Consider the following 22,304-nt stretch of genomic DNA (forward strand, 5'->3'; position numbering starts at 1 on the left):
GTCGAGTACGACGGTGCCGCGGGCGTGCCGCCGGGCGTTGTCCACCAGGTTGCGCAGGCACCGCGCGAGCTGCGTCGCGTCGCCCGTCACCCGGACCGGCTGGATCCGGGTCCGGACCGTCACGCCCCCGGTCGCGCGCGCCGCCGCGACCTCCGCGAGCACCAGGTCGTCCACATCCACGTCCGACAGCACCAACGGCAGCCCACGCTCGTCGACGCGGGCCAGCAACAGCAGGTCGTCGACCACGGCCCCCATCCGCGTCGCCTCCGGCAGCAACACGCTGCGCACCGTGTCGACGGTGATGTCGGTCCCGGTGTGGTCGGCCAGGTCGAGGATCCCCGACAGCGTCGTGAGTGGCCCGCGCAGTTCGTGCGACGCATCCCCCAGGAACTGAATCTGCGTGTCACGGCTGCGCTCGAGCCGCGCGAGCATGCCGTTCATCGTGACCGCGAGCGTGTGGATCTCGTCGTCCGAATCGGGCACCGGCACCCGGCAGGCCAGATCCGTCGAGGAGATCGCCGACACCTCGCTGGTGATGCGGTGCACCGGGCGCAGCGTGCGGCCGACGAAGATGTAGATCGCGAGGCCGGCCACGGCCAGCACCACCGGGAACTCCAACGCGAGGATCGTGCCGGTGATCAGCACGCCGTGCCGGTAGGTCGACGCCCCCACCACCGCGATCACCACGTACTTCTCGCCGTCGTGCTCGGTACCCGCGGCGGCCCCGCAGAAGCTGCCACCCCGCCCAGGTACCCGCGTCTCGAATCGGGCGACCTCGCCCGGCGCGGGGCGGACCTGCGAGATCGGCGTCTCGTTCGGATCGGGTGACGCGTACACGACCCGGTTCGACCCGTCGAGCACCTGGATGATGTCCACGCCCGAGGTCGGGTCCATGCTCGAGCGGCTCACCCCCGGCAGGCCGTGCTCCTCGATCTGTTCGGCGATCCCATACGCCTTCGACGACGTCGCCGAGTACATCACCGCGTTCTGCGACTTGTACAACATCAGCAGCATGACGCCCGCGCCGATCACCATCGCGCATGCCACGATCACGGTGGCAACAATGGTCGAACTCAGACGAACGCCCCACCGGACGCGACACCATCTTCTTGGGGGCATCATGATGCCCACCAGCATATTTCCCGCGACACGGCCGACACCAGCCTCCGGATTCAGGCGATCTTCAGGAACGCCGGTAAAGCTTGCAGTATGAGAGCATCGATCGCGGACCGAATGGTCGACAGACTGTACGAGTACGGAATCCGCTCAGTGTTCGGCGTGCACGGCGCCAATTCGGAGGACATCTTCGCTGCGGCGTTGCGATCGGAACCCCGGCGCGAGGGGGACCTGACGGTGACGGTGGCCAAGCACGAGTTCGGCGCGGGGGCGATGGCCGACGGTGCCGCGCGAATCACGGGCATCCCGTCGGTGGTGCTCACGACGTCCGGTGGCGGTGCGATGAACGCCGTTGCAGCGCTGGCAGAGTCCTACGAGTCGCGGGTCCCGGTGCTGGCGCTGATCGGCTGCGCCGCCCGCCCCGGCGAGGGCCGCGGCGGCTTCCAGGACATGCTGACGCCGCCCGGGACCGTCGACGCGCTGGGCGTGTTCCAAGCCGTGACGGGGTACGCCGCCCGCATCACGGCACCCGAGCTGCTGGGGCCCGCGCTCGACGGTGCCCTGGCCACACTCGACCGCGGCCTCCCCGCCGCACTGCTGATCCCCAAGGACGTGCAGACCGCGCCCGCCCCGGATCCATCCGGGGCGCCCGCGCTCGCGGGGACACGCTCGGTACCCGTCGTCCCGGCGGCCGTCGTCGATCTGCTCCGTGGCGCGCAGCGGCCGCTGATCCTGCTCGGCGAGGGAGCCTCGCGCGCCGGACTCGCGAAGGCCGTGTGCGATCTCGTGGCCGCGACGGGGGCCGTGGTCGCCACGACGCCGAACGGCCGCGATGCGTGCCCGCCCAACGCCCCGTTCGTCGGCGTCACAGGGGTGATGGGCCACCCGAGCTCGGCCGCGGTGGCCGCAGACGCCGACCTGATCCTGGTGCTGGGCAGCCGCCTGTCCGCCACCGACCGCGCAGGCCTCGACCCGCACCTCGGCCGCGCGACGACCGTGAGTGTCGGCGCCGACGCGCCGCTGCGCCCGGTGGACTCCGATGTGCGCACCCTCGACCTGGCAGGCTGGACCGCGGCTCTGGCCGCCGAGCTCGCGGGCTGCGCGGCACCTCCGTGGAGTGACGCGCAGCCGACGCTGCTGCAGCCACGGCAACCAGACGGTGTCGGGACCACCTGCGCCGACGCGACCGACGCGCTCGCTGCGGCGATCCCGCCCGACGCGCTGGTGTTCGCGGACGCCGGCAATGCGGGCGCGGCCGCCATCCACCGCCTGCCGATCGGCACCGGTGCCCGATTCGTCGTGGCATTGGGCATGGGCGGCATGGGTTACGGGATCGCCGGCGGGATCGGGGCCGCCATCGCAACCGGGAGCCACACCGTGATCATCGCCGGCGACGGCGCGTTCTACATGCACGGCATGGAGATCCACACCGCGATCGAATACGATGCACCGGTTACGCTGGTGGTGCTCAACAACGACGCCCACGGCATGTGCGTGACCCGCGAGAACGCCTTCTTCCCGGGCGTGGAGGGCGTGAACCGGTTTCGGCACACCGACATCGGAGCCGGCCTGCGGGCGATGTTCCCCGGCCTGGACGTCCGCTCGGCGAGCGACCCCGCCGCCGTCGCGGCCACCGCCGCCGACCTGCTCGGCTCGGCGCCGCGCGGTCCGAGTGCCCTCGTCATCGACACCGACCCGCTCGAGATCCCTCCGTTCGCGCCATTGATCCAGGACCACGCCCCCATGGCACCACCCACCCAGGAGCAGAAGTGACTGCAGCAGAGCCGACACCCGTGCCGGACCTCGCCCACATCGACGGCACCATCCGCATCGAGTCCCACCCCCGCCCGGTTGCGACGCCGATCATCATGGATCGCCTGCGCTCCGTGTACCCGCACCACCAGGTGTTCGGCGAGTTCTGCACCGTGCAGGGCTACGTCGACGCACCCCCGCGCGAGCTCTTCGACTGGCTCTCCGACACGCGGTCACTGGAGGAGTGGACCTACAGCCTGCGCGGATTCCGCGAGACCGACGAGCCCGGCCTGTGGGTCGCGCAGGACCGGCTGGGGCCGGCCACCGAGATCTACACGCGCACGGTCACTAACGCAGACGCGATGACCGTCGACTACCACTGCGCGTGGGACCAGGGCGAGCACCTCTGGATGGTCTATCTGATGCGCGTCGTCGATGCGCAGGTCGTGTTCGACCGTCCCGGATCCGTGGTGCTGTGGACCAACTGCCACCACCCGTTCTACGAGGAGAACCCGTTCCCCGACAAGGCCCCTGCCGGGCGGCCCGTCTGGGTCGGCGACTTCTGGGACATGTTCTCCGCCGGCCACCAGCTCGAGCTCGACAACCTCAAGGCGATCGCCGAGTACCGCCACTCCCACGATCTCCCCCTCACCCCCGATTGGATGCGGAAATGACCCTCACCCTGTTCGACATCGCGTCATACCTACCCGAGAACCGGGTTCCTGCAGAGTATTTCGCGCAGTTCCAGGGCGACGACGCGCTCGCCGGCAATCGGATGTTCTCGGCGCCGAAGTACCGCCACCACGCGGGCAAGGACGAGACCAACACCGACATGATGTGCTCGGCGATCGCGGAACTGACAGCACGCCATGGTGATTCCATCCTGGACGGGGTCGATCTGGTGATCAGCCACTCCCAGCTGCCCGACGTCGCGGTGGTCGGCTGCGGCGGAGACGTGGCCCGTCGGCTCGGGCTCGACCCGGCGCTCGCCATCGACCTGCACAACGGCGGCTGCGCAGCGTTCATGCTCATGCTCGAGATCACCCGTGGCCTGTTCGCCGCCGGGTCGGCGTCGAAGGCGTTGCTACTCAACGGCGTCAACACCGGTGTGAACATCTTCACGCAGGACCGGGTGCGCAGCCTGTCCCAGGCCTCGATCCCCGGCGACGGTGCCAGCGCTGCACTGATCACCACCGATGGCCCCACCGAGATACTCGAGGTCGTGTGCCGCCAGCACAGCGAGTACGCGGGCGACATGACAGCCGCGATCGAGCCGCACCGCCGATACTGGGAACCCGGCGAGGGACAGATGAGCGTCGGCTTCACCGAGTCGAAGATCTCCAAGGTGTTGGCGCGCGGCAACCGGCTGGTACCCGAGATGGCACTCGAAGCCGCTGCCCGCCGGGGCTTGCGCGGCCCCGAGATCGACTGGCTGATCACCAACCAGCCCAACCGGATCTTCCTCCGCAACTGGCGCGAGGCGCTGGAGCTGCCCGCCGAGCAGCACGCGGACACCTTCGACGAGTGCGGCAACCTGTTCTCGGTCGGCGTACCCCACAACCTCGACGTCGCGATCACGGACGGCCGCATCAAGGCCGGCCAGACCGTCATGCTCAGCGCGTTCGCTCACGCCGGTGATTTCGCCGCGGCGGCATTACTCCGGTTCGGCGGGCGACCGTGACCGGTCTGCTGGGCGCCGGTCGCCCAGCAGACCTGCGGCGCCCCTCGATCCGACTGGCGCTCAACGAGTCCTCGTACGGCCCGACGCCGACGGTGGCGCGCGCGCTGCGTTCGTGGGCGGCGACCGCCAACCGCTACCCGGGGTTCCGAACGGACCGCCTGCGTGCCGCGATCGCGGTCCACGCGGGGATGCCCGCGGACTGGGTCGCGGTGGGCGCCGGCGCTACCGGGGTGCTCGACCAGCTGTTCCAGGCCGCCACCCCAGGCGACGAGATCGTCGGCGCCACCCCGACATTCGACGGCTATCCGCTACTCGCCGCCGCGCGCGGGCTGCGGTATCGCGGGATCCGCGTCGGGTCCGACGGTGGCGTCGACCTCGATTCCCTCGCCGCGGGGGTCACGCCGAGCACGTTCGCGGTGATCGTCTGCTCACCGCACAATCCGACGGGGTCGGTGGTCGACGCCGCCGCCCTCGCGCGGTTCGTCGCAGCGATCCCCGAGCACGTCCGAGTGATCCTCGACGAGGCGTACCTCGAGTTCGCCGAGGCCGCCTCGGGTCCCGATCCGCTACGGTCCGGGGTACTCGCGGCCACGCACCCGAACCTGGTAGTGGTGCGATCGTTCTCGAAGGCGTTCGGCCTCGCGGGGCTGCGGGTCGGCTACGCCTTCGGCGCCGGCCGGCCGATCGAGGAGATCCGCGCGGTCGAGTTGCCGTTCGCGGTGGGGGCGGCCGCCGAAGTCGCCGTGCCGGTGGCACTGGCCGCCGTGGCCGAGACCCGGCGGCGCGTGGCACGGATCGTCGCCGACCGGGAGCGGCTCGCGGCGGGACTGCGCGAGGTCGGCCTACCGCCGCTGAAGTCGCACGCCAACTTCCTGTACCTCCCGACCCACGACCCGGTGGCCCTCACCGAGCGATTCGCGCAGGGCGGGATCGCGGTGAAGGCGTGCGCCGCCGGGGTGCGCATGTCGATCGGGTCGACGGCTGAGACCGACGCGGTGCTGGAGTGGGTGCGCCGGGCCTGACGTTCCCCATGGGAGTGTTCCCGGCTATCCCCTGCGTCAGCTGCCCGCAGATGGCGATCCAGCGGCGAATCACTGCGCCCGGTCGGCATGGCCCAGGTCACGGCCCGGCGCGACCCGGTCGCGGACCAGGCGTTTGAGCTGCGAGGGCTCGGGAAAGCCGCCGTCCGCCTTGCGATCCCACACCGGATCGCCGTCGACGCCGATCCGGAACACGCCGCCCGTGCCGGGCACCAGCGCGACCTCCGTCAGATCGGTCGCGAACGTGGTGAGCAGTTCCTGGGCGACCCATGCGGCCCGCGCCAACCAGTTGCACTGGGTGCAGTACTCGATCGTCACGCGGCCTGGCATGCCGCCGATCCTACCGGCGATCCCGCACGGCGACCTGCGGTCAGCAGACCGGCGTGCCCAGTCGTCCGTCCACGGGCGACGACGCCTGCGCCCAGCGCCGCGTGGGGATCCGGCCCGCGCCGCACGCCAAGCGCCCCGCCTCCACCGCGAGCCGCATGGCCCGCGCCATCGCCGCGGGGTCGGCCGCCCGGGTGACCGCGGATGCGAGCAGCACCGCGTCGCAGCCGAGCTCCATGGCGAGTGCGGCGTCGCTGGCGGTACCGATCCCGGCGTCGAGAATCACCGGCACCTCCGCTGCGGCGACGATCATCTCGATGTTGTGTGGGTTGAGGATCCCGAGGCCCGTACCGATCGGGGAGCCCGCCGGCATCACGGCGGCGCAGCCGACATCGGCGAGGCGGCGCGCCAGGATCGGATCATCGTTGGTGTACGGGAGCACGACGAACCCGTCCGCGACCAGTTCTTCTGCGGCGGTGAGCAGTTCGGGGCCATCGGGGAGCAGGGTGCGATCGTCGCCGATCACCTCGAGCTTGATCCACTCGGTGCCCAGCGCCTCGCGCGCGAGGCGCGCTGTGAGTACCGCCTCGGCGGCGGTGAGGCAACCGGCGGTGTTGGGGAGCGGGGTGATCGCCAGGTCGCGGATCAGTTCCAGGACCCCACCCCCGGCCGCAATGCTGGTGCGGCGCAGCGAGACAGTGGTCAGCTCGGTGCCGGATGCGACGAGCGCGGCCCGGAGATGCTCGAGGTTGGCAGCGCCGCCGGTACCCGTCACGAGCCGCGACGTGAACTCGCGGCCGGCGATCCTCAGCCGGTCGGCGACGTCGGAGACCACCGGATCAGCCACCCTGAACCGCCGTCAGCACGTCGACGTCGGCGTATGCGGGCAGCACCTCGCACCAGCGCGACCGCGGGTGTACCTCGCCCGCCACGGCCACCGCGATACCGTCCTCCGGCAGCCCCAGGGCCGCGAGGAGGCCCGACACCGTCGTCCCCTCCGGGACCTGCCGGTCCTCACCGTTCACCGTCAGCTCCACGCCGTCACTCCCTCTCCGATCGGTTCCACGCCGGCCGTATCACGTTCGCCCACGATCAGATCCCGCACGATCTGTGCCGTCACCGGACTGAGCAGGATGCCGTTACGGCCGTGCCCGGTCGCGGCGATCACCCGCTCGTCCAGCTCGCGGATCACCGGCAGGTTCGACGCGGTCGCCGGTCGCAGCCCGGCACGCACCTCGGCGAGGTCGTACTCCCGAAGGTAGGGCAGCACGGCGAAGGCGTCGGCCAGCAGGTCCACGACGGGACCGGCCAGCGGGGTCGTGTCGTCGTCGGACTCGTACTGGGTGGCCCCCACGACCACCCCGTCGGCCCGCGGCACCACATACACCGCACGCCCGTTCACCTTGGCACGCACCGTGACCGGCGGCGGGGGCAGGCACATGCGGCGCGCGGTAAGGCGCACCGCCTCTCCCTTGACGGGCCGCACGCCGAGCCCCGGCCACAGCTCGTCGGACGCCGCACCCGCGCACAGCACCACGCGGTCCGCGGTGAGGTCGTCGAGCGCACCGACGCGCTGCGCCACCGTCGTGACCCCGGCCGCAGCGCACGCCGCCACCAGCGCGCGGTGCACGATCCGGTTGTCGACGGCGATCTCCTGCGGCGCGCGCGCCGCCGCCCTGACCCGACGCGCTGCACCGGGGACGTCGCGCAGGGCGACCGACGGCGGGGCGGCCACGAGTCCGCCCGACTCACCCACCCCGACCGCGCACGCGATCATCGTCGAAAGATCTTGCGCGTCACCGTCGTCCATTGCGAGCCAGACGGTCCCGCGGGCGGTCACGATGGCACCGTCCGCGTACGGTGCCAGCGCGTCCGCGAACCCCTCCCACAGCCGCAGCGAGCGGACACCCAGGTGCACCAGCTCGTCCTCGCCGGGCCACGCCTCCGAGTACGGGGCGATCATCCCGCCTGCCACCCACGACGCTCCGGATCCGGGCGCAGGATCGCGCACCGTGACATCGCAGCCCGACTGCGCCAGCACCCACGCCACGGACAGGCCGACGGTGCCCGCGCCGACGACGGCGACAGTAGTCATTCCACTCCCCCTTCCTGCGCCGGCATTACCCGGATCAGGTCTGACGGTCAGGGACACGCCCGCCCCACTCTCAGCCCCGAGGGCGCCCCCGAGGGGCGGGCCGCGGCTCCCGTGTGTTTCCGGGGGTCAGCCTACTCCCCGGGGCGGAGCGCACGGCTACTGTCGGGGCCCATGGCACCCGATCCCCGCGAGCGCCTCGCGCGCGCCGCCCTCTACCTGTGTACCGACGCCCGCCGCGAACGCGGCGACCTGCTCGAGTTCGTCGCCGCTGCACTGCGCGGCGGTGTGGACATCGTGCAGCTGCGCGACAAGGGCTCGGCCGGGGAGCGGCGGTTCGGGCCGCTGGAGGCGCGCGCCGAGGTGGAGCTGGTCGGCGCGCTGCGCGAGCTGGCCCACGAGCACGGCGCGCTCGTCGCCGTCAACGACCGCGCCGACATCGCACGCGCGGCGCGCGCCGACGTGCTGCACCTCGGCCAGGACGATCTGCCCGTCCGCCACGCACGCGAGTTCGTGGGCCCCGACGTGGTGATCGGCCGGTCCACGCACGCCGTCACCGAAGCACAGGCGGCCGGCGTCGAACCCGGCGTCGATTACTTCTGCACCGGCCCGTGCTGGCCCACCCCCACCAAGCCGGGCCGCCCCGCGCCCGGGCTCGATCTCGTGCGCGCGACCGCCGCAGCGACGCCCACGCGGCCGTGGTTCGCGATCGGCGGCGTCGACCTCGCGCGGCTGCCGGAGGTACTGGCTGCGGGCGCGCGGCGGGTGGTGGTGGTCCGGGCGATCACCGCCGCCGCAGACCCGCAGGCCGCGGCCCGCGAGCTCGCAGACGCCCTCCGAGCCGGGCTGACGACGACCTGACAACAGGCTCACAGCGGGGTCTACGACAGGCGAACAGGCAACGCGCAGGGGACTATTCGGTGGCAGCGGGGTGACGATTCGCGAACTTCCCCGCGCCGCCCCGCGAAGGTGGTTGCACGCCCACGAACGGACGTCTAATCTCGGCGGCGATGAAGCACACGGCCCGACTTCTTCTCGTAAAGCGCCGTAGCAGGGGCTGACCGCGACCGATCCCCTGCTGCGGGATCCTCGCGTGTGCAGTCGGCCCCGTCGCCGTAGCCTCCAACCTCCCATCGGTTGCGCTCCTTCGTCTCCCCCTGAAAGACCGGGAATCGCCATGACCATCACCGTCACCGAGCTGACCTCCACCGACCCGTTCGCCGACCGCTTCGGCGAATCCCTGCCGTGCGGCCTGCGCCAGTCTGCGCGCGGCCTCACCTGGCCTGCGTTCCGCGACGCATACTCGCTGCCCGCCGACGTGACCCTCGAGTCGCTCACCTGCCGGCCGCGGCCGGGCGGCGCCGTCGAGGTCACCGTCACCCTCACCGCCGACGGTGCCCGCACCACCGCCACCGGCCGGGGTACCGGCCCTATCAGCGCCGCCACCGACCTGCTGTACCAGAGCGGGCTGGACGTGGAAGCCGTCGAGTTCCATCAGATCCACATCGCCGAGGGTGTCGCGACGTTCATCCGCAGCGTGTCCGCGACCCGCGACACGGCGGCCCGCTGGTCGTTCGCGATCGCGCCCGACCCGGGGCAGTCCGCCGTGCGGGCGCTCGTCGCCGGCGCGGCCATGCACCGGCGTCCAGCGCACGCCTGACTCGGGCTCAACCCGGCTGCGCGCCAGCCACCATGGGACGCAGCCGCGGCCACGCCGCCGCGAACGCGGGGTGCAGCGGGAGGGTGTCGACGGTGTCGAGCGGCACCCACGCCAGTTCGAGGGACTCGGCGTTGGGGATCAACGCCGGTCGGCCCTCGACCCGCGCGAGCACCGTCGTGTACGTCCACCCGGCCACCGACCGGGCGGTGACCAGTTCCGACATGATCTGCACGGCGGCGGGGTCCAACCCGGCCTCCTCGCCCGCTTCCCGCAGGGCGGCGTCGGAGGCCGATTCATGCGAGTCGCGCGCCCCGCCGGGCACCGACCACGTGCCACCCTGGTGGCTCCAGGCCGCGCGGTGCTGGAGCAGTACGACCGGCCCGTCCTCCGCCGTCCCGTCGGCGACGGCGCCCGCCGTCACCAGCAGGCCCGCGGCCCCGAACCGGCCCCAGTAGCGGGACCCGTCCGGGTCCCGAACCCAGCCGTTCCCGTCCCCGATCATGGGTCAACCGTACCGGCACGGTCGCCACGCCGAGACCCGACGTGTAATGCCGCGCCCGCGGTGAGCGATGGCGATATGGTCGGAGGTGACCTGCACCCGTGCGGGTCCGAGAGATGCACGAGGACGAGAACGAGGAAAGGGCTGGCGCGACCGTGACGGCCGAGACGTCCAGGTACCGTCAGCTGTACCCGATCCGGCGGATGTATCCGTTCCGGCGGACCATCGGCGAGTCCTCGGTGCTGGCGGAACTCCGTGAGTTCCTGGTGTCGAGCCCCGGCAAGCTCGTCTCGTCGGCACTCGTGCTGGCGGCGATGTGCCTCTTCGTGGGGTGGTTCGCGGCAGCGGGTCAGCTGGGCCGCACCGACGTCCTGCGCAGCAACCTCGCGGACTTCGAGCCGCGCGCCAACGCGTCCCAGGTCTTGTACAGCTCGCTGTCCACGGCCAACGCCTCCGCGAACGCGGCGTTCATCGCGGGCGGGATCAACAACGACGCACTACTCAGCTCGTATCTCGCAGCCATCGCCACCGCCGGGCGCGCCGTGGTCACGTCGGCCACCAGCCTGCCGCCCGCCGAGCAGCAGGCGCACGACGACCTCAACACCATCGCCACCACCCTGCCGGTGTACACCGGGCTGGTCGAGACCGCCCGCGCGAACAACCGACAGGACAACGCGGTCGGCGCGGCCTACCTCGCGTCCGCATCGACGCTGATGCAGAACACGATGCTGCCCGCCGCCGAGCAGTTCTACCACCAGGAGGACGCGGGTCTACGGGCGTCGCACGAGAAGTTCGCCGACCCGCCCTACGCGCTCTACGGTGCGCTGATCGTGACGCTCGGGTCGCTGCTGCTCGCGCACCGGCAGCTGGCCCGGCGGACCCGGCGCACCCTCAACCTCGGACTGCTCGTGGCCGGGGCGGCGATGACGGTGGCGCTGCTGTGGGTCGCGATCGCGAGCCTCACGTCCGTGTCGTTCTCGGCGCTCGCGCAGAGCAAGGGCGCCGACGCGGTCGACAGCCTGACGAACGCCCGCACGCTGACCCAGAAGGCCCGCTCGATGGAGACGATGGCGCTGGTGCAGCGGGGCGGCGACACCTCCGCCGCGTCCGGCTCGTTCAGCGGGGCGTTGGACGATGCGCTGGCGAGCCTGTCCAAGGTCGGCCGGTCCGACCAGTCCGTGGCCACCGAGGTCGACGCCGCACGGTCCGCCGCGACGCTCTGGGCGAGCGCACACCGACAGATCCTCCAACACGAGAACTCCGGCGACTACGTCGGTGCGACCCGGCTGGCGGTCGGCACCGATCCCGGGTCCGCGGCGCTCGCCTACCAGTCCCTCGACACACACCTCACCACCGCCATCGATCGGGCCCGGACCCTGTATCGCGACAATGTGAACACCGCGCGGGCGTCGATCGCGTACTCCGGCCCCGGCGCGTTCGTCCTGTCCTGCGTCGCCGTCGCGGGCATCGGGGTGGGGTACTACCCGCGGATCCGGGAGTACCGGTGACCCGCCCGGCCCGAGCCCGCTTCGCCGCCCTGTTGACCGGGGTGGCGGTCACCGTCGGCGCCTGTGTGGTGCCCGCACCCGACTCCCCCGACGACCTGGTCACCTCGCTCTCCCTGCCCGAGCCGGGGAACGCATCGCAGATCCCGCAGAACACCCCGCTCCCGGCGGACGTGACGATGTGCCCCGCCAGCCCGCTCCCGAGCGCGCTGCCCCCGCCCGGACAGATGCCTGCCGGCAGCACGATGGCGAGGATCCTGCAGCGCGGGCGGCTGATCGTGGGCATCGACATCGGCTCCAACCTGCTGGCGTACCGCGACCCGATCACCGGGACGATCAACGGCTTCGACGTGTCCATCGCACGGCAGATCGCCCAGGCGATCTTCGGCGACGACACCCACATCCAGTTCCAGATCCTCGCGGGCGACGACGATCGCGTCTCGGCGCTCCAGTCCGGCGCGGTGGACATCGTGGTGAAGACGATGGCGGCGACGTGTGACCGCGCGAAGGACATCGCGTTCTCGGCCACGTACTACCTCGCGAATCAGCGGGTGCTGACGCCCCGCAGCCAGCCGGTCAACACGGTGGGCGACCTGTCGGGTCGGCGGGTGTGCGAGATGCGCGGCACCACCTCGCTCGTGCGGATCCGCCGCGCCGTGCCGAGCGCGCGGGTGATCGCGGTGGACTCCTGGCCCGACTGCCTGGTGCTGCTGCAGCAGGGCCAGGCGGATGCCGTGTCGAGCGACGACGCCGTGCTCGCCGGCCTCGTCTCGCAGGACCCCAACGTGACGATCACGGGGCCGGTACTCGGGCAGGACCCGTACGCCGTGGGGGTCGGGAAACAGAACGTCGATCTGGTGCGTTTCGTCAATGCAGTGCTTTTGCAGATCGAACGGGACGGCACCTGGATGCAGTTGTACAACCAGTGGTTCGGCGCGACCCTGGGGCCCGTGTGGTCGCCCCCGGCGGCCACCTACACGAGCGCGCCCTGATGGGCGCGCAGGACGACCGCCGAGACGACGGTGCGCAGGTCCCGGACGTGCCGACCCAAGCCGCCGCGTACGTCCCGGTGTGGACCGATGCCACCGAGACCCGGGAGCCCGCCGCGACGGAGAGTGAAGCCACCGGGATCGAGGCGCCTGATGAGACCGACGACGGGCTGCCACCGGTCGGGACGCAGGTCACGGTCGTCGCCCCGCCCGAGGCGCCGCAGCCCAGGCCCGAGCCGCGCCCGCAACCTCCCCGTCCCGCCGGGCCGAGCGCCACCCGCGAGACGGATCGCGGGATCGCGACCGGGCGGACGCTGGCGACCAATCGGATGGCGTCGCTGGGCATGCCCACGACGCGGCTGTCGGGGCGCCGGCGCGTCGGCGGAGGCCTCGTCGAGGTGCCCCGGATCGACGCGGTGGACCCGTCGGAGGCCATCAAGACCAACCCGATCGTCGACGAGGGAAGGCGGTTCTGCTGGAACTGCCGCAAGCCCGTGGGGCGCACGGAGGACGGGGCGTCCGGCAGGCTGTTGGGCAACTGTCCCCACTGCGGCGCACGGTTCTCGTTCGCGCCGGCGCTGCAGCCGGGCGATATCGTCGCCGACCAGTACGAGATCCAAGGCGCCATCGCGCACGGCGGCATGGGCTGGATCTACCTCGCCACCGATCTCAATGTGGTCGACCGGCCGGTGGTACTCAAGGGCTTGCTCAACACGGGGGACGCGCAGGCCCAGGCGGTCGCGGTAGCGGAGCGCCGGTTCCTGGCCGAGATGACCCACCCGTCGATCGTGAAGATCTACAACTTCGTGGAGCACCCCGACCCGGACGGCACCCTGATCGGGTACATCGTGATGGAGTACGTCCCCGGCAAGACCTTGAAAGACATTCTGGCGCAAACGGATACCCAGGTCGAGGTGGAGCAGGCCATCGCCTACGTGTTGGAGATCCTGCCGGCGCTGAGCTACCTGCACTCGCTGGGCCTGGCATACAACGACCTCAAGCCGGACAACATCATGATCAGCGAGGAGGACGTCAAGCTGATCGACCTCGGTGCGGTCGCGCCGCTGGGCGGATACGGATACATCTACGGGACACCGGGTTTCCAGGCGCCCGAGATCGCCACGACGGGCCCGACGGTGGCCTCCGACGTGTATACGGTGGGTCGTACACTCGCGGTGCTGGTAGCGCACATCCCGATGAAGGGCGGCCGGTACACCGACGGGCTGCCCACGCCCGCCGAGGAGCCCAACCTCGCGCGATACAACTCGCTGTACCGCCTGCTGGTCAAGGCGATCGACCCTATGCCCGCGCGGCGGTTCGCCTCGGCGGCCGAGCTCACCGACCAACTGCTCGGCGTGCTGCGAGAGTGCCTGTCCACCAAATCGGGCGAGCCGAGGCCGGGCCTGTCGGTGGTGTTCACGCCGCAGCGCTCGACGTTCGGCATCGAGCGGATCCTGCGCGCGGTGGACCCCGATCCGGAATTCCACGACGACCGCCTAGTGGCCGCGGAAGTTCTTGCGGCGCTGCCTATTCCGATCGCCAACCCCGCCGATCCGGCCGCCGGGGTGCTGGCGCTGACGATGCGCAGCGACCCGACGCAGATCCTCGATTCCCTCGCCGAGCTGCGGTCGACCATGAAGAGCACAGTCGAGATCGACCTGGCCGAGGCCCGCGCCCACCTCGAGCTGGGGGAGGTCGACCAGGCCGCCGACATGCTCGCCCGACTCGCGGATCGCGAACCGCACCGCTGGCAGGTGGACTGGTATCGCGGCGAGACCGCCTTGATGCAGGGGCGATATCCCGAGGCCTACGACTACTTCGAGGCGGTCACCGACCAGACCCCGGGCGAGGCCGCACCCAAGCTGGCGGCCGCCGTCGCGGCCGAGTTCTGTTTCGAGAACGGCGAATCCGACCATGCGGCGTGGCTCATGCGAGCGCGCGAGCGGTACGAGCTGGTGTGGCGCACCGACCGCGGCATCGTGTCGGCGGCGTTCGGTGCCGCACGCATGCGGCGGGCGGCGGGCGACGTGGTCGGCACCGTCGAGGTCCTCGACCAGGTGCCGTCCACGAGCCGGCACTACACGGCGGCACTCTGCTCCACGGTGGTCACCCTGGTGCACGGCCGCGACCTCGGCGAGGTGACCGAGGACCAACTGCGCGAGGCCGCGCGGCGGCTCAAGACGCTGCCCAAGTCGGAGTGGCGACGGCTACAGCTGCGCGGTCTGGTGCTGGGGGTGACGCTCGGCTGGGTGCAGCACCGCAACCAGCACGGCCGGCTCGACGACAAGCCCCTGTTCCTGGAACACGATATGACCGAACGCGGGCTGCGCGCCGCCACCGAGCAGGCGCTCCGCGACCTCGCCGCGCTCGCCGAGCGCAAGCGGCAGCGGCACGCGCTGGTCGACCTGGCGAACGCCATCCGCCCACGCACCCTGTGGTGATCGGTGGTCACGCAGTGTGGCGGCGGCCGATCGGCACGATCAGGGGGCGGTCGGACACGGGGTCGTCGATCACCTGCGACGCGAGGCCGAAGACCGCACGCAGCAGCCGCTCGCTGATCACATCGCGTGGATGCCCCTGCGCCACGATCGCGCCCGCCTTCATCACGATCAGATGGTCGCTGTAGCGGACCGCCAGGTTGAGGTCGTGCAGCACCATCACCACGGTCCGGCCCCCGTCGGACAGCTCGCCGACCAGGTCCAGCACGTCCAGCGCGTGCGCCAGATCGAGGTACGTGGTGGGCTCGTCGAGCAGCAGCAGGTCGGTGCCCTGCGCGAGAGTCATCGATATCCACACCCGCTGCCGCTGCCCGCCGGAGAGCGCATCGATCGGACGGTCCGCGAGATCCCGCACACCGGTGCGGGTCAGCGCGTCGTCCACCACGTCGGCATCGTCCGACGACCACTGCCGCAGCCACGACTGATGCGGGTGCCGGCCGCGGGCCACCAGATCGGCCACCGTGAGCCCTTCGGGCGCCGACGGTGACTGGGGCAGCAGCCCCAGTCGGGTCGCCACGTCGCGGGTCCCCAGCCTTGCGATGTCGTGCCCGTCCAGGACGACGGTGCCCGACTGCGGCTTCAGCAGGCGCGACAGGGTGCGCAGCAGCGTCGACTTGCCGCAGCCGTTGGGCCCGATCACGGTGGTGACCCCACCGGTGGGGATGTCGATGTCGAGGCCGTCGATCACCGGTTCCGCGCCGTAGCCCACCACCAGCGACCGGGCGCCGAGCCGGGACGGAGCGACATCGCCCCGGTCCGGGCGCTGCTCGGCGATCGACCCCTGGTCCGTGATTCGGCTCATCGCTTGGACACCTTCAGGTTGGCGCGGACCAGCAGGTACACGAGGAACGGGCCGCCCACCGCGGCGGTGACGATGCCGACCGGCAGCGGCGTCGGCAGCAGGCGGGACACGAGGTCGGCGCCCGTCAGCAGAAGGGCGCCGGTCAGGGCCGCGGGGATCAGCGGCGGTGTCGGCAGCCCGGTCAGTCGCATCGCCACCTGCGGCGAGACGAACGCGACGAACGCGATCGGCCCCGCCGCCGAGACACCGACGCCGGCGAGGAGCACGGCCGCGAGCAGCAGCAGTCCCCTCGTCAGGGTGAGCCGGACACCGAGCCCCCGCGCAACGTCGTCACCCAGCGCGATCGCCCGGAGCGCGAAGGCCGAACCGAGCGCGAGTAGCGCGGCGACCGCCGCCACCGTCGCGCTCGAGCCGACCTGCGACCACGTGCGTGCGTCGAGCGACCCCACCAGCCAGGTCTGGGCCCGGGCGGCGTCGGTCAGCTGCGCGCGCACGATCATCCACGTCGTGAGCGCAGTGGTGAGCGACGTGATGGCGACACCGATCAGGATCAGCCGCATCCCGTCGACGCCGCCGCGGAATGCGAGCAGATACACCACCATCCCGGTCGCGAGGCCGCCGATCAGCGACGCCGCGGGGATCCCGACACCGGCGTCGAGGCTGCGCGCGACCGACGTCCCCGAGGTCACCAGGAACACCGCGGCGACGCCGGCGCCGCCGGTGATGCCGAGGATGTCGGGGCTGGCCAGCGGGTTCCGGGCGATCGACTGCACGATCGCGCCGGACATCCCCAGCGCGGCACCCACGATCACGCCGACCAGGGCCCGCGGCATCCGCAGGTCGTGGACGATGTACACGGTCACCGAGTCCCCCGAGCCGAACATCGCACGGACCACGTCCGGCAGCGAGATCGGCAGGTCGCCGAGCCGGATGCTGAGGCATACCACGACGAACGTCGCGCAGGCGAGCACGCCGCTCACGGCCACCGGGCGCGGCCGGAACACCATCGAGACGACAGGGCCGATGCGCAGGGCGCGCGGCAGCGGCGGGTGCGACGGTGCCGGGCCGGCATCGACGGTGCCGGTCAGCTCCGCGCGGGTCACAGCCGGGCCGCCTTCCGCCACCACACCAGCGCCACGAAGAACGGCGCGCCGATCAGTGCCAGCACGATGCCCACCTGGAGCTCGCCCGGCCGCGCGACCACGCGGCCGACGACATCGGCCACCAACAGCAGGATCGCGCCGAGCAGGCCCGCGATCGGCAGCAACCACCTGTAGTCGGGGCCGGTGATGTATCGCGCGATGTGCGGGGCCATCAACCCGAGGAAGGCGATGCTGCCGCACGCCGCGGTCCCCGCGCCAGCGAGGACGGTCACGGCCACGATCCCCGTCACCCGCGCCCGCGTCACGTTCAGCCCGAGCCCCTTCGCGACGTCCTCGCCGAGTCCCAGCAGGTTGATCGCCGGGGCGTTCGCCAGCGCGATCACGAGCCCCACCAGCAGGAACGGGGCGGTGCTGGCGATCACGTCGTAGCCGCGGCCCGCGACGGCGCCGGCGTTCCAGAACCGCAGTGCGTCCAGGGTCTGTTGATCGGACAGCGCGACCGCCGATGTGATCGCCGAGAGGAACACCGAGACACCGGTGCCGGCGAGCACCAGTGTCAGCGGCGACGCCCCGCCGGCGCCGACACTCGCGAGACCGAAGACGGTGACCGCCGCGACCGCGGCGCCCAGGAAGGCGAACCACACGTATTCGATGGGATGGTCGAGGTCGCCGAGATACACGGTGAGCACCACCGCGAACGCGGCGCCCTGCGTGATGCCGAGCAGCCCCGGGTCGGCGATCGGGTTGCGCGTGTGCCCCTGCATGAGGGCCCCCGCCACGGCGAGCGCAGCGCCGACCACTGTGGCGAGGACGGTCCGGGGCAGCCGCAGCGTCTGCACGATGATCGCCGCGTCGTCGAGCGGCTGATCCGCGACGCCCGAGCCCGCCGTGTACCGATGCACCAGCGCGTCCCACACCATGCCGGGGGCGATCGACCGGGTGCCGATCGCGAGGGATGCGACCACAGCCGCCACCAGGAGTACCGCCAGGGCGCCGAGCCCGATCAGTCGACGCCTCCGGAGGCGGGCCCCCGGGACCGGGCGGTGCGCCGCGACGGGGTCGCCTGCCGGCGGGGAACTCAGGCTCACCCGATCGATGATAAGGGTTGCCTTGCCTGATCCTCACGGCAGCCACTGCGATTCAGCCTCCCGCGACGTGCCCGCAGGCGACAATGCCAGCAGTCGACACCCGGTCGGTCGCCATCGAGGAGGGCGTTCGTGCACATTCAGTCATGGCCCGAGATCGTCTCAGACGTTCGTGCCAATTGGCTGATCTACGTCACCATGCCCGTCATCGCCTCACTCGTCGGATTCGGGACCAAGCTGGTGGCGATCAAGATGATGTTCCGGCCGCAGCGGTTCAAGGGATTCGGAAAGCTCGGCTGGCAGGGGATCATCCCCCGACGGTCCACACAGATGGTCGAGGTGCTGTGCGAGACCCTGACCGGTCGGCTCATCACCGCGCGCGAGATCGCGGAGCGGCTCGACGGTGCCGAGATCGCCGCCCTCGTCGAACGCCCCCTGCGCACGGAGATCGGGCGGATCGCCCGGGGTGTGCTGCCCGAGTACCAGCCGGCACTGTGGCACGTCCTGCCGCCCGTCGCACAGGATGTGGTGGTCCAGCGGGTACAGGAGGCGGCGCCCGACGTGGTGGTGTCGCTGACCGAGGCGGTGATCGACCACATCGACGAGGTATTCGACCTGCAGTCCATGGTCACCCGGGAGTTCCTCGCCGATCCCGACACCCTCGAGTCGATGTTCCTCGACGTCGGACGGCGTGAGTTCCGGTTCATCCGCCTCAGCGGCCTGGTGTTCGGCTTCGGTATCGGCCTGGTGCAGGCGTGCGCGTGGGCCGTCTTCCACAACCCGTGGCTGATGCCGCTGTTCGGCCTGTTCACCGGCTGGTTCACGGACTGGGCCGCGCTACGGCTGATCTTCAATCCCAAGGAGCGCACCCGTTACCTCGGAGTCATCACCTGGCAGGGACTGTTCCTCAAGCACCGGATCCCCGTCGCCAAGGAGTACGGCGCTCTCATCGCGACCAGGGTGCTCACCGCCGACCGACTCGTGCGGGCGCTGTGCACCGGAACATGTGTCGATCGGATGGTGGCGGTGACGGCCGACGTCATCGAGCGGGCGCTGCGCGACGAACTCGGAGACGTCCAGAAACGACTCGACTTCGGCACCGCCGCGCTGCCCATCTTGAAGGAACTCGGCCTCCCCGACGTCGGCCTGTTCGACGTCGGTGTGGGCGACCTCTCGATCGGCGGCCTGCTGGACGTCGTATCGGGCGTGGTCGGTGGACCGCTGGGCGGGATCACCGGGGCGGGTCTCGACATGGCCCGGGTCGAGCCCATGTGCCAGGCGGCCGCCCAGGACCTGGTGGCGGTGCTGCCCGACGTCTTGACCCTGGCCGAGGACTACCTGACGCGCGCGCTCCAGGTGCAGTCGACGATGTCCGAGAAGATGGCGGCGATGACGCCCGACGAGTTCGAGGGCGTGCTGCGCCCGGCATTCCGCGCGGACGAGAAGACCCTCATCGCAGTCGGCGCGATCCTCGGCTTCCTGGTGGGCGAGCTGCAGGTCCAGCTCGTGGAACATCTCTCCCGGTGATCCGGTTCGACACCTCTCGCGATGTATTGTGATGTACGCCACACCACGTTGCGTAATTTTTACGCGCTGGCGTAGCCTTTTCTTACGCAATCGCGTAACTGATTCGTCCCGCTCCCCGCGGACGACCCCACCGACAAAGGAGTCGAACCATGGCCGACAAGAACTCGAAGAAGAAGTCCAGCAAGACGATCACCGCCGAGACGACGCTGACCAACTACCTCACGTCGGTGGTCGACTCGACCAAGGTGCTCGTCGACGACCTGCTCGAGAACGCGAAGAACGCCGAGAGCGGTGCCCGCAAGCGCGTCAACGCGGTCGCCGACAAGGATCTGCGCAAGACCTTGAAGAAGCAGACGAAGGCGCTGAACGAGCAGGTCGAGAAGCTCACCAAGGTCCGTAAGGGCAAGTGATCCGCCGCCCGTCCTCTCCGCGGCCCGGCGGTACCCTGGGGTCCGCTGGGCCGTACTAGGAGGACCGATGGCAGACGACGATCCATACCTGATCAAGCGCTATTCGAACCGCAAGCTCTACGACTCGGTCCGCCGCAGGTTCACCACGCTCGACGAGATCGCCGGACTTCTCGACCTCGGCACCCGGGTCGTGGTCCGCGACCACGACAGCGGCATCGACCGCACCGACGAGGTCCTCGCCCAGTTGCTTCGGCGGCGCGCCCAGAGCCGACCCGGCGGCTCGAACCTGCTCTCCGACCTGCTGCGGGCCCCCGCGGACGTGGCACAGAACGTCGTCGGGATCGCCGATTTCGGGCGGCTCTCACCGCTCGGTGGCAACGACGGTGACAAGCCGGGCGGCAGACAGGGCAGCGCTGACCAGCCGGACGACGCGTCGTCGCCGAAGGCCAAGTCGCCGAAGGCCAAGAAGAAGTCGAACGCGAAGCCGAAGGGGAAGGCCAAGAGCGCGGAGAACGCACGCTCAGGGGCACCGTCTACCAGCGAGCAGCAGCAGGCCGAGATCCAGGAGCTGCGCCAGCAGGTGTCACAGCTGACCCAGGCCGTGACGCTGCTGCTACAGGAGAAGACCGGCAGCGCGGCCACCGCCGACGACGAGGACTGACGTCGGCCACGCTGGGGGTCAGCTCCGCGCCAGGTAGATCTGGGTCCGTGCGACGCGGCCGCGCAGCACCCGGACGGGCCCGCGGTGCCAGTGCTGCGCCTCCGCCGGGGACGCCGCGTCGACGACGGTCTGCGAGACCCACGGCACCGTCGGATCCTCCTTGGCGGCCGAGGAGAGGCGTGCCGCCTCGTTGACCGGGTCGCCGATCACCGTGTATTCGAACCGATCCGCGGCGCCGACGTACCCGGCCACCACGACGCCGAACGACACGCCGCACCCGGCCCGGATCTCCTCGACCTCCACCGCGACCCGCGCTGTCATCACCCGGGCCGCCTCCAGCGCCGCGCCGGCCGGGTCGGGCAGCTCGGTGGGCGCCCCGAATATCGCCAGCACCGCGTCGCCCTCGAACTTGTTGACCAGGCCGCCGCGCTGGTTCACCTCCTCGACCACCACCCCGCAGAACCGGTTGAGGATGGTGACCACCTCGCTCGCACGTCGAGTCGCGGCGAGGGTCGTGGAGCCGACGAGGTCGATGAACACCACTGCCACGGTCCGCTCGACGCCGCCCAGCTCCGGCCGCGACTCGATGGTCGCCCTCGCCACCTGTTCACCGACCTGCCGGTTGTACAGGTCCCGCACGAGCTCACGCTCGCGCAGGCCCGCCGCCATTGCGTTGAAGCCCGCCTGCAGCGCCCCGAGCGTCGACGGGTCGTACACGGACACCTCGGCATCGAACCGGCCCTGCTCCACCTCACGCATCCCGTCGATGACGCTGCGCAACGGCCCCGTGATCCGGGACAGGTTGAGCAGGGTGAGCGTCAGCCCGGTGGCGACCGACATCGCCGAGAGCACCAGCACGCTCACGGCGAGCTGGACGATGGTGACGTCGCCGATGGTCACCGCGAAGACCATGATCAGGATCATCCCGATCAGCGGCAGGCCCGATCCGAGCAGCCAGGATCCCACCGAGCGGACCAGCAGGCCGTGCTGCCGCTTGGGCGGCACGTACGAGCGGAGCACGATCGCGGTGATCGGCCGCATGCTCAGCTCCGCCAGCTGGAACACCACGCCGCACACCACGAAACCGGAGAGGGTGATGACGCCGACGATCTTGGGCACCAGCCGCAGCTCGTGTGCCCCGTACAGGATCCCGAACAGGGCGGCACCCAGTAGCCAGATACTCAGCTGCATGAAGGTCAGCCATCCCGGCAACGAGAGCGTGCGCCGGGCCTCGGCCTCCGTCGGCGGCAGCTCGGAACGGGTGACCCAGCGCAGCCGCGACCACACGACGTACACGCCGCGCACGTGGCCCATGACGAAGCCCACCCCCAGCGCCGTCGGAAGCAGGACCTCGTTGACGGTCCGCAGGCTCGGCTCGAAGATCGACGGCTCCGGGATGCCGACGGTGACCAACAGGAGCGCGAGGCCCAGCGCGACGAGGTTGGCGCCGTAGCTACCGACCGCGAGCAGGATCGTGGTGCGGATCCGCCGCCGACGGCGGCTCTCGAACCGCCCACCGAGGAGGAGGGAACCGTAGTCGCCGCGCCTACCCGACAT

The 22,304-nt window shown here is 71.0% G+C and carries 22 protein-coding genes and 1 riboswitch; of the genes, 12 read left to right on the forward strand and 10 right to left on the reverse strand.

Going from position 1 to position 22,304, the window contains the following annotated elements; genetic code table 11:
- A partial coding sequence (locus tag ABD908_RS07085; RefSeq protein ID WP_344992935.1) for a sensor histidine kinase occupies window positions 1-1,053 on the reverse strand: 1,053 nt, incomplete at its 3' end.
- Window positions 1,054-1,233: 180 nt separating this feature from the next.
- On the opposite strand from ABD908_RS07085, the gene ABD908_RS07090 reads away from it, so the two are divergent.
- From ABD908_RS07090 to ABD908_RS07105, 4 genes are read left to right on the forward strand one after another with little or no spacing between them, the layout of a single operon-like run.
- Window positions 1,234-2,889, forward strand: a complete 1,656-nt coding sequence (locus ABD908_RS07090) for a thiamine pyrophosphate-binding protein (protein WP_344992938.1) — start codon at window positions 1,234-1,236, stop codon at window positions 2,887-2,889.
- Window positions 2,886-3,542 (forward strand): SRPBCC family protein, encoded by a 657-nt coding sequence (locus tag ABD908_RS07095; protein ID WP_344992941.1) that lies wholly within the window; start codon window positions 2,886-2,888, stop codon window positions 3,540-3,542. The genes ABD908_RS07090 and ABD908_RS07095 overlap by 4 nt, the downstream gene beginning before the upstream one ends.
- Window positions 3,539-4,549, forward strand: coding sequence for a 3-oxoacyl-ACP synthase III family protein (locus ABD908_RS07100; protein ID WP_344992944.1), 1,011 nt, complete (start codon window positions 3,539-3,541; stop codon window positions 4,547-4,549). The genes ABD908_RS07095 and ABD908_RS07100 overlap by 4 nt, the downstream gene beginning before the upstream one ends.
- Entirely contained in the window at window positions 4,546-5,571 is a 1,026-nt protein-coding gene (locus tag ABD908_RS07105; RefSeq protein WP_344992947.1) for a pyridoxal phosphate-dependent aminotransferase, read from the forward strand. Before ABD908_RS07100 ends, ABD908_RS07105 begins: the two co-directional genes overlap by 4 nt.
- A gap of 69 nt (window positions 5,572-5,640) precedes the next feature.
- Here the strand turns inward: ABD908_RS07105 and ABD908_RS07110 are convergent, their stop codons facing one another.
- The 4 genes from ABD908_RS07110 to thiO form a co-directional block, all read right to left on the reverse strand.
- Entirely contained in the window at window positions 5,641-5,919 is a 279-nt protein-coding gene (locus ABD908_RS07110; RefSeq protein WP_344992950.1) for an Rdx family protein, read from the reverse strand.
- Between the two features lie 40 nt (window positions 5,920-5,959).
- The gene (gene thiG / locus ABD908_RS07115; RefSeq protein WP_344992953.1) at window positions 5,960-6,763 is read right to left on the reverse strand and encodes a thiazole synthase; all 804 of its coding nucleotides are present in this window, start codon (window positions 6,761-6,763) and stop codon (window positions 5,960-5,962) included.
- Window positions 6,756-6,953 carry a sulfur carrier protein ThiS gene (gene thiS / locus ABD908_RS07120; RefSeq protein WP_344992956.1) on the reverse strand — a complete coding sequence of 66 codons (198 nt, stop codon included), beginning with the start codon at window positions 6,951-6,953 and terminating at the stop codon, window positions 6,756-6,758. Before thiS ends, thiG begins: the two co-directional genes overlap by 8 nt.
- Entirely contained in the window at window positions 6,944-8,011 is a 1,068-nt protein-coding gene (gene thiO, locus ABD908_RS07125; RefSeq protein ID WP_344992959.1) for a glycine oxidase ThiO, read from the reverse strand. Before thiO ends, thiS begins: the two co-directional genes overlap by 10 nt.
- Window positions 8,006-8,111, reverse strand: a riboswitch (TPP riboswitch). Its footprint overlaps the gene before it by 6 nt.
- A gap of 71 nt (window positions 8,112-8,182) precedes the next feature.
- On the opposite strand from thiO, the gene thiE reads away from it, so the two are divergent.
- Window positions 8,183-8,869, forward strand: a complete 687-nt coding sequence (gene thiE / locus ABD908_RS07130; RefSeq protein WP_344992962.1) for a thiamine phosphate synthase — start codon at window positions 8,183-8,185, stop codon at window positions 8,867-8,869.
- A gap of 316 nt (window positions 8,870-9,185) precedes the next feature.
- Complete coding sequence (locus ABD908_RS07135; protein WP_344992965.1) at window positions 9,186-9,668, forward strand: alpha-isopropylmalate synthase regulatory domain-containing protein; 483 nt, start codon at window positions 9,186-9,188, stop codon at window positions 9,666-9,668.
- A gap of 7 nt (window positions 9,669-9,675) precedes the next feature.
- Here the strand turns inward: ABD908_RS07135 and ABD908_RS07140 are convergent, their stop codons facing one another.
- Complete coding sequence (locus ABD908_RS07140; protein WP_344992968.1) at window positions 9,676-10,170, reverse strand: NUDIX hydrolase; 495 nt, start codon at window positions 10,168-10,170, stop codon at window positions 9,676-9,678.
- Between the two features lie 98 nt (window positions 10,171-10,268).
- Between ABD908_RS07140 and ABD908_RS07145 the strand changes: the two genes are divergently transcribed.
- The 3 genes from ABD908_RS07145 to ABD908_RS07155 are packed head-to-tail and all read left to right on the forward strand — an operon-like array spanning window position 10,269 to window position 15,102.
- Window positions 10,269-11,675 carry a hypothetical protein gene (locus ABD908_RS07145; protein ID WP_344992971.1) on the forward strand — a complete coding sequence of 469 codons (1,407 nt, stop codon included), beginning with the start codon at window positions 10,269-10,271 and terminating at the stop codon, window positions 11,673-11,675.
- Window positions 11,672-12,664 (forward strand): glutamate ABC transporter substrate-binding protein, encoded by a 993-nt coding sequence (locus ABD908_RS07150; RefSeq protein ID WP_344992974.1) that lies wholly within the window; start codon window positions 11,672-11,674, stop codon window positions 12,662-12,664. Before ABD908_RS07145 ends, ABD908_RS07150 begins: the two co-directional genes overlap by 4 nt.
- On the forward strand, window positions 12,664-15,102 hold the full coding sequence (locus ABD908_RS07155) for a serine/threonine-protein kinase (protein WP_425584358.1): 2,439 nt from the start codon (window positions 12,664-12,666) through the stop codon (window positions 15,100-15,102). The genes ABD908_RS07150 and ABD908_RS07155 overlap by 1 nt, the downstream gene beginning before the upstream one ends.
- A 7-nt stretch (window positions 15,103-15,109) precedes the next feature.
- Here the strand turns inward: ABD908_RS07155 and ABD908_RS07160 are convergent, their stop codons facing one another.
- Genes ABD908_RS07160 through ABD908_RS07170 form a run of 3 tightly spaced genes read right to left on the reverse strand, consistent with a single transcriptional unit; the run spans window position 15,110 to window position 18,152 of the window.
- A complete protein-coding gene (locus ABD908_RS07160; protein ID WP_344992980.1) occupies window positions 15,110-15,961 on the reverse strand; it encodes an ABC transporter ATP-binding protein in 852 nt (283 codons plus the stop codon).
- Window positions 15,958-17,064 (reverse strand): FecCD family ABC transporter permease, encoded by a 1,107-nt coding sequence (locus ABD908_RS07165; protein ID WP_344992982.1) that lies wholly within the window; start codon window positions 17,062-17,064, stop codon window positions 15,958-15,960. The genes ABD908_RS07160 and ABD908_RS07165 overlap by 4 nt, the downstream gene beginning before the upstream one ends.
- On the reverse strand, window positions 17,061-18,152 hold the full coding sequence (locus ABD908_RS07170) for a FecCD family ABC transporter permease (protein WP_344992985.1): 1,092 nt from the start codon (window positions 18,150-18,152) through the stop codon (window positions 17,061-17,063). The genes ABD908_RS07165 and ABD908_RS07170 overlap by 4 nt, the downstream gene beginning before the upstream one ends.
- A gap of 129 nt (window positions 18,153-18,281) precedes the next feature.
- On the opposite strand from ABD908_RS07170, the gene ABD908_RS07175 reads away from it, so the two are divergent.
- From ABD908_RS07175 to ABD908_RS07185, 3 genes are all read left to right on the forward strand, one after another.
- On the forward strand, window positions 18,282-19,676 hold the full coding sequence (locus ABD908_RS07175) for a DUF445 domain-containing protein (RefSeq protein WP_344992988.1): 1,395 nt from the start codon (window positions 18,282-18,284) through the stop codon (window positions 19,674-19,676).
- 149 nt (window positions 19,677-19,825) lie between these two features.
- Window positions 19,826-20,086: a hypothetical protein gene (locus ABD908_RS07180; RefSeq protein WP_344992991.1), complete on the forward strand. Its 261-nt coding sequence runs from the start codon at window positions 19,826-19,828 to the stop codon at window positions 20,084-20,086.
- Window positions 20,087-20,153: 67 nt separating this feature from the next.
- Entirely contained in the window at window positions 20,154-20,747 is a 594-nt protein-coding gene (locus ABD908_RS07185; protein WP_344992994.1) for a polyhydroxyalkanoate synthesis regulator DNA-binding domain-containing protein, read from the forward strand.
- Between the two features lie 18 nt (window positions 20,748-20,765).
- On the opposite strand, the gene ABD908_RS07190 is transcribed toward ABD908_RS07185, so the two are convergent.
- A complete protein-coding gene (locus ABD908_RS07190) occupies window positions 20,766-22,304 on the reverse strand; it encodes an adenylate/guanylate cyclase domain-containing protein (protein ID WP_344992997.1) in 1,539 nt (512 codons plus the stop codon).

It is taken from the genome of Tsukamurella soli (assembly GCF_039541155.1).
Classification (GTDB): Bacteria; Actinomycetota; Actinomycetes; order Mycobacteriales; family Mycobacteriaceae; genus Tsukamurella; species Tsukamurella soli.

Bases quoted from the DNA above. Each gene is read 5' to 3' on its own strand.
- ABD908_RS07160 (WP_344992980.1), bottom strand. From the start codon at position 15,961: ATGAGCCGAATCACGGACCAGGGGTCGATCGCCGAGCAGCGCCCGGAC.
- ABD908_RS07140 (WP_344992968.1), bottom strand. From the start codon at position 10,170: ATGATCGGGGACGGGAACGGCTGGGTTCGGGACCCGGACGGGTCCCGC.
- ABD908_RS07180 (WP_344992991.1), top strand. From the start codon at position 19,826: ATGGCCGACAAGAACTCGAAGAAGAAGTCCAGCAAGACGATCACCGCC.
- ABD908_RS07110 (WP_344992950.1), bottom strand. From the start codon at position 5,919: ATGCCAGGCCGCGTGACGATCGAGTACTGCACCCAGTGCAACTGGTTG.
- ABD908_RS07155 (WP_425584358.1), top strand. From the start codon at position 12,664: ATGGGCGCGCAGGACGACCGCCGAGACGACGGTGCGCAGGTCCCGGAC.
- ABD908_RS07090 (WP_344992938.1), top strand. From the start codon at position 1,234: ATGGTCGACAGACTGTACGAGTACGGAATCCGCTCAGTGTTCGGCGTG.
- thiE (WP_344992962.1), top strand. From the start codon at position 8,183: ATGGCACCCGATCCCCGCGAGCGCCTCGCGCGCGCCGCCCTCTACCTG.
- ABD908_RS07100 (WP_344992944.1), top strand. From the start codon at position 3,539: ATGACCCTCACCCTGTTCGACATCGCGTCATACCTACCCGAGAACCGG.
- ABD908_RS07190 (WP_344992997.1), bottom strand. From the start codon at position 22,304: ATGTCGGGTAGGCGCGGCGACTACGGTTCCCTCCTCCTCGGTGGGCGG.
- ABD908_RS07135 (WP_344992965.1), top strand. From the start codon at position 9,186: ATGACCATCACCGTCACCGAGCTGACCTCCACCGACCCGTTCGCCGAC.
- ABD908_RS07185 (WP_344992994.1), top strand. From the start codon at position 20,154: ATGGCAGACGACGATCCATACCTGATCAAGCGCTATTCGAACCGCAAG.
- thiO (WP_344992959.1), bottom strand. From the start codon at position 8,011: ATGACTACTGTCGCCGTCGTCGGCGCGGGCACCGTCGGCCTGTCCGTG.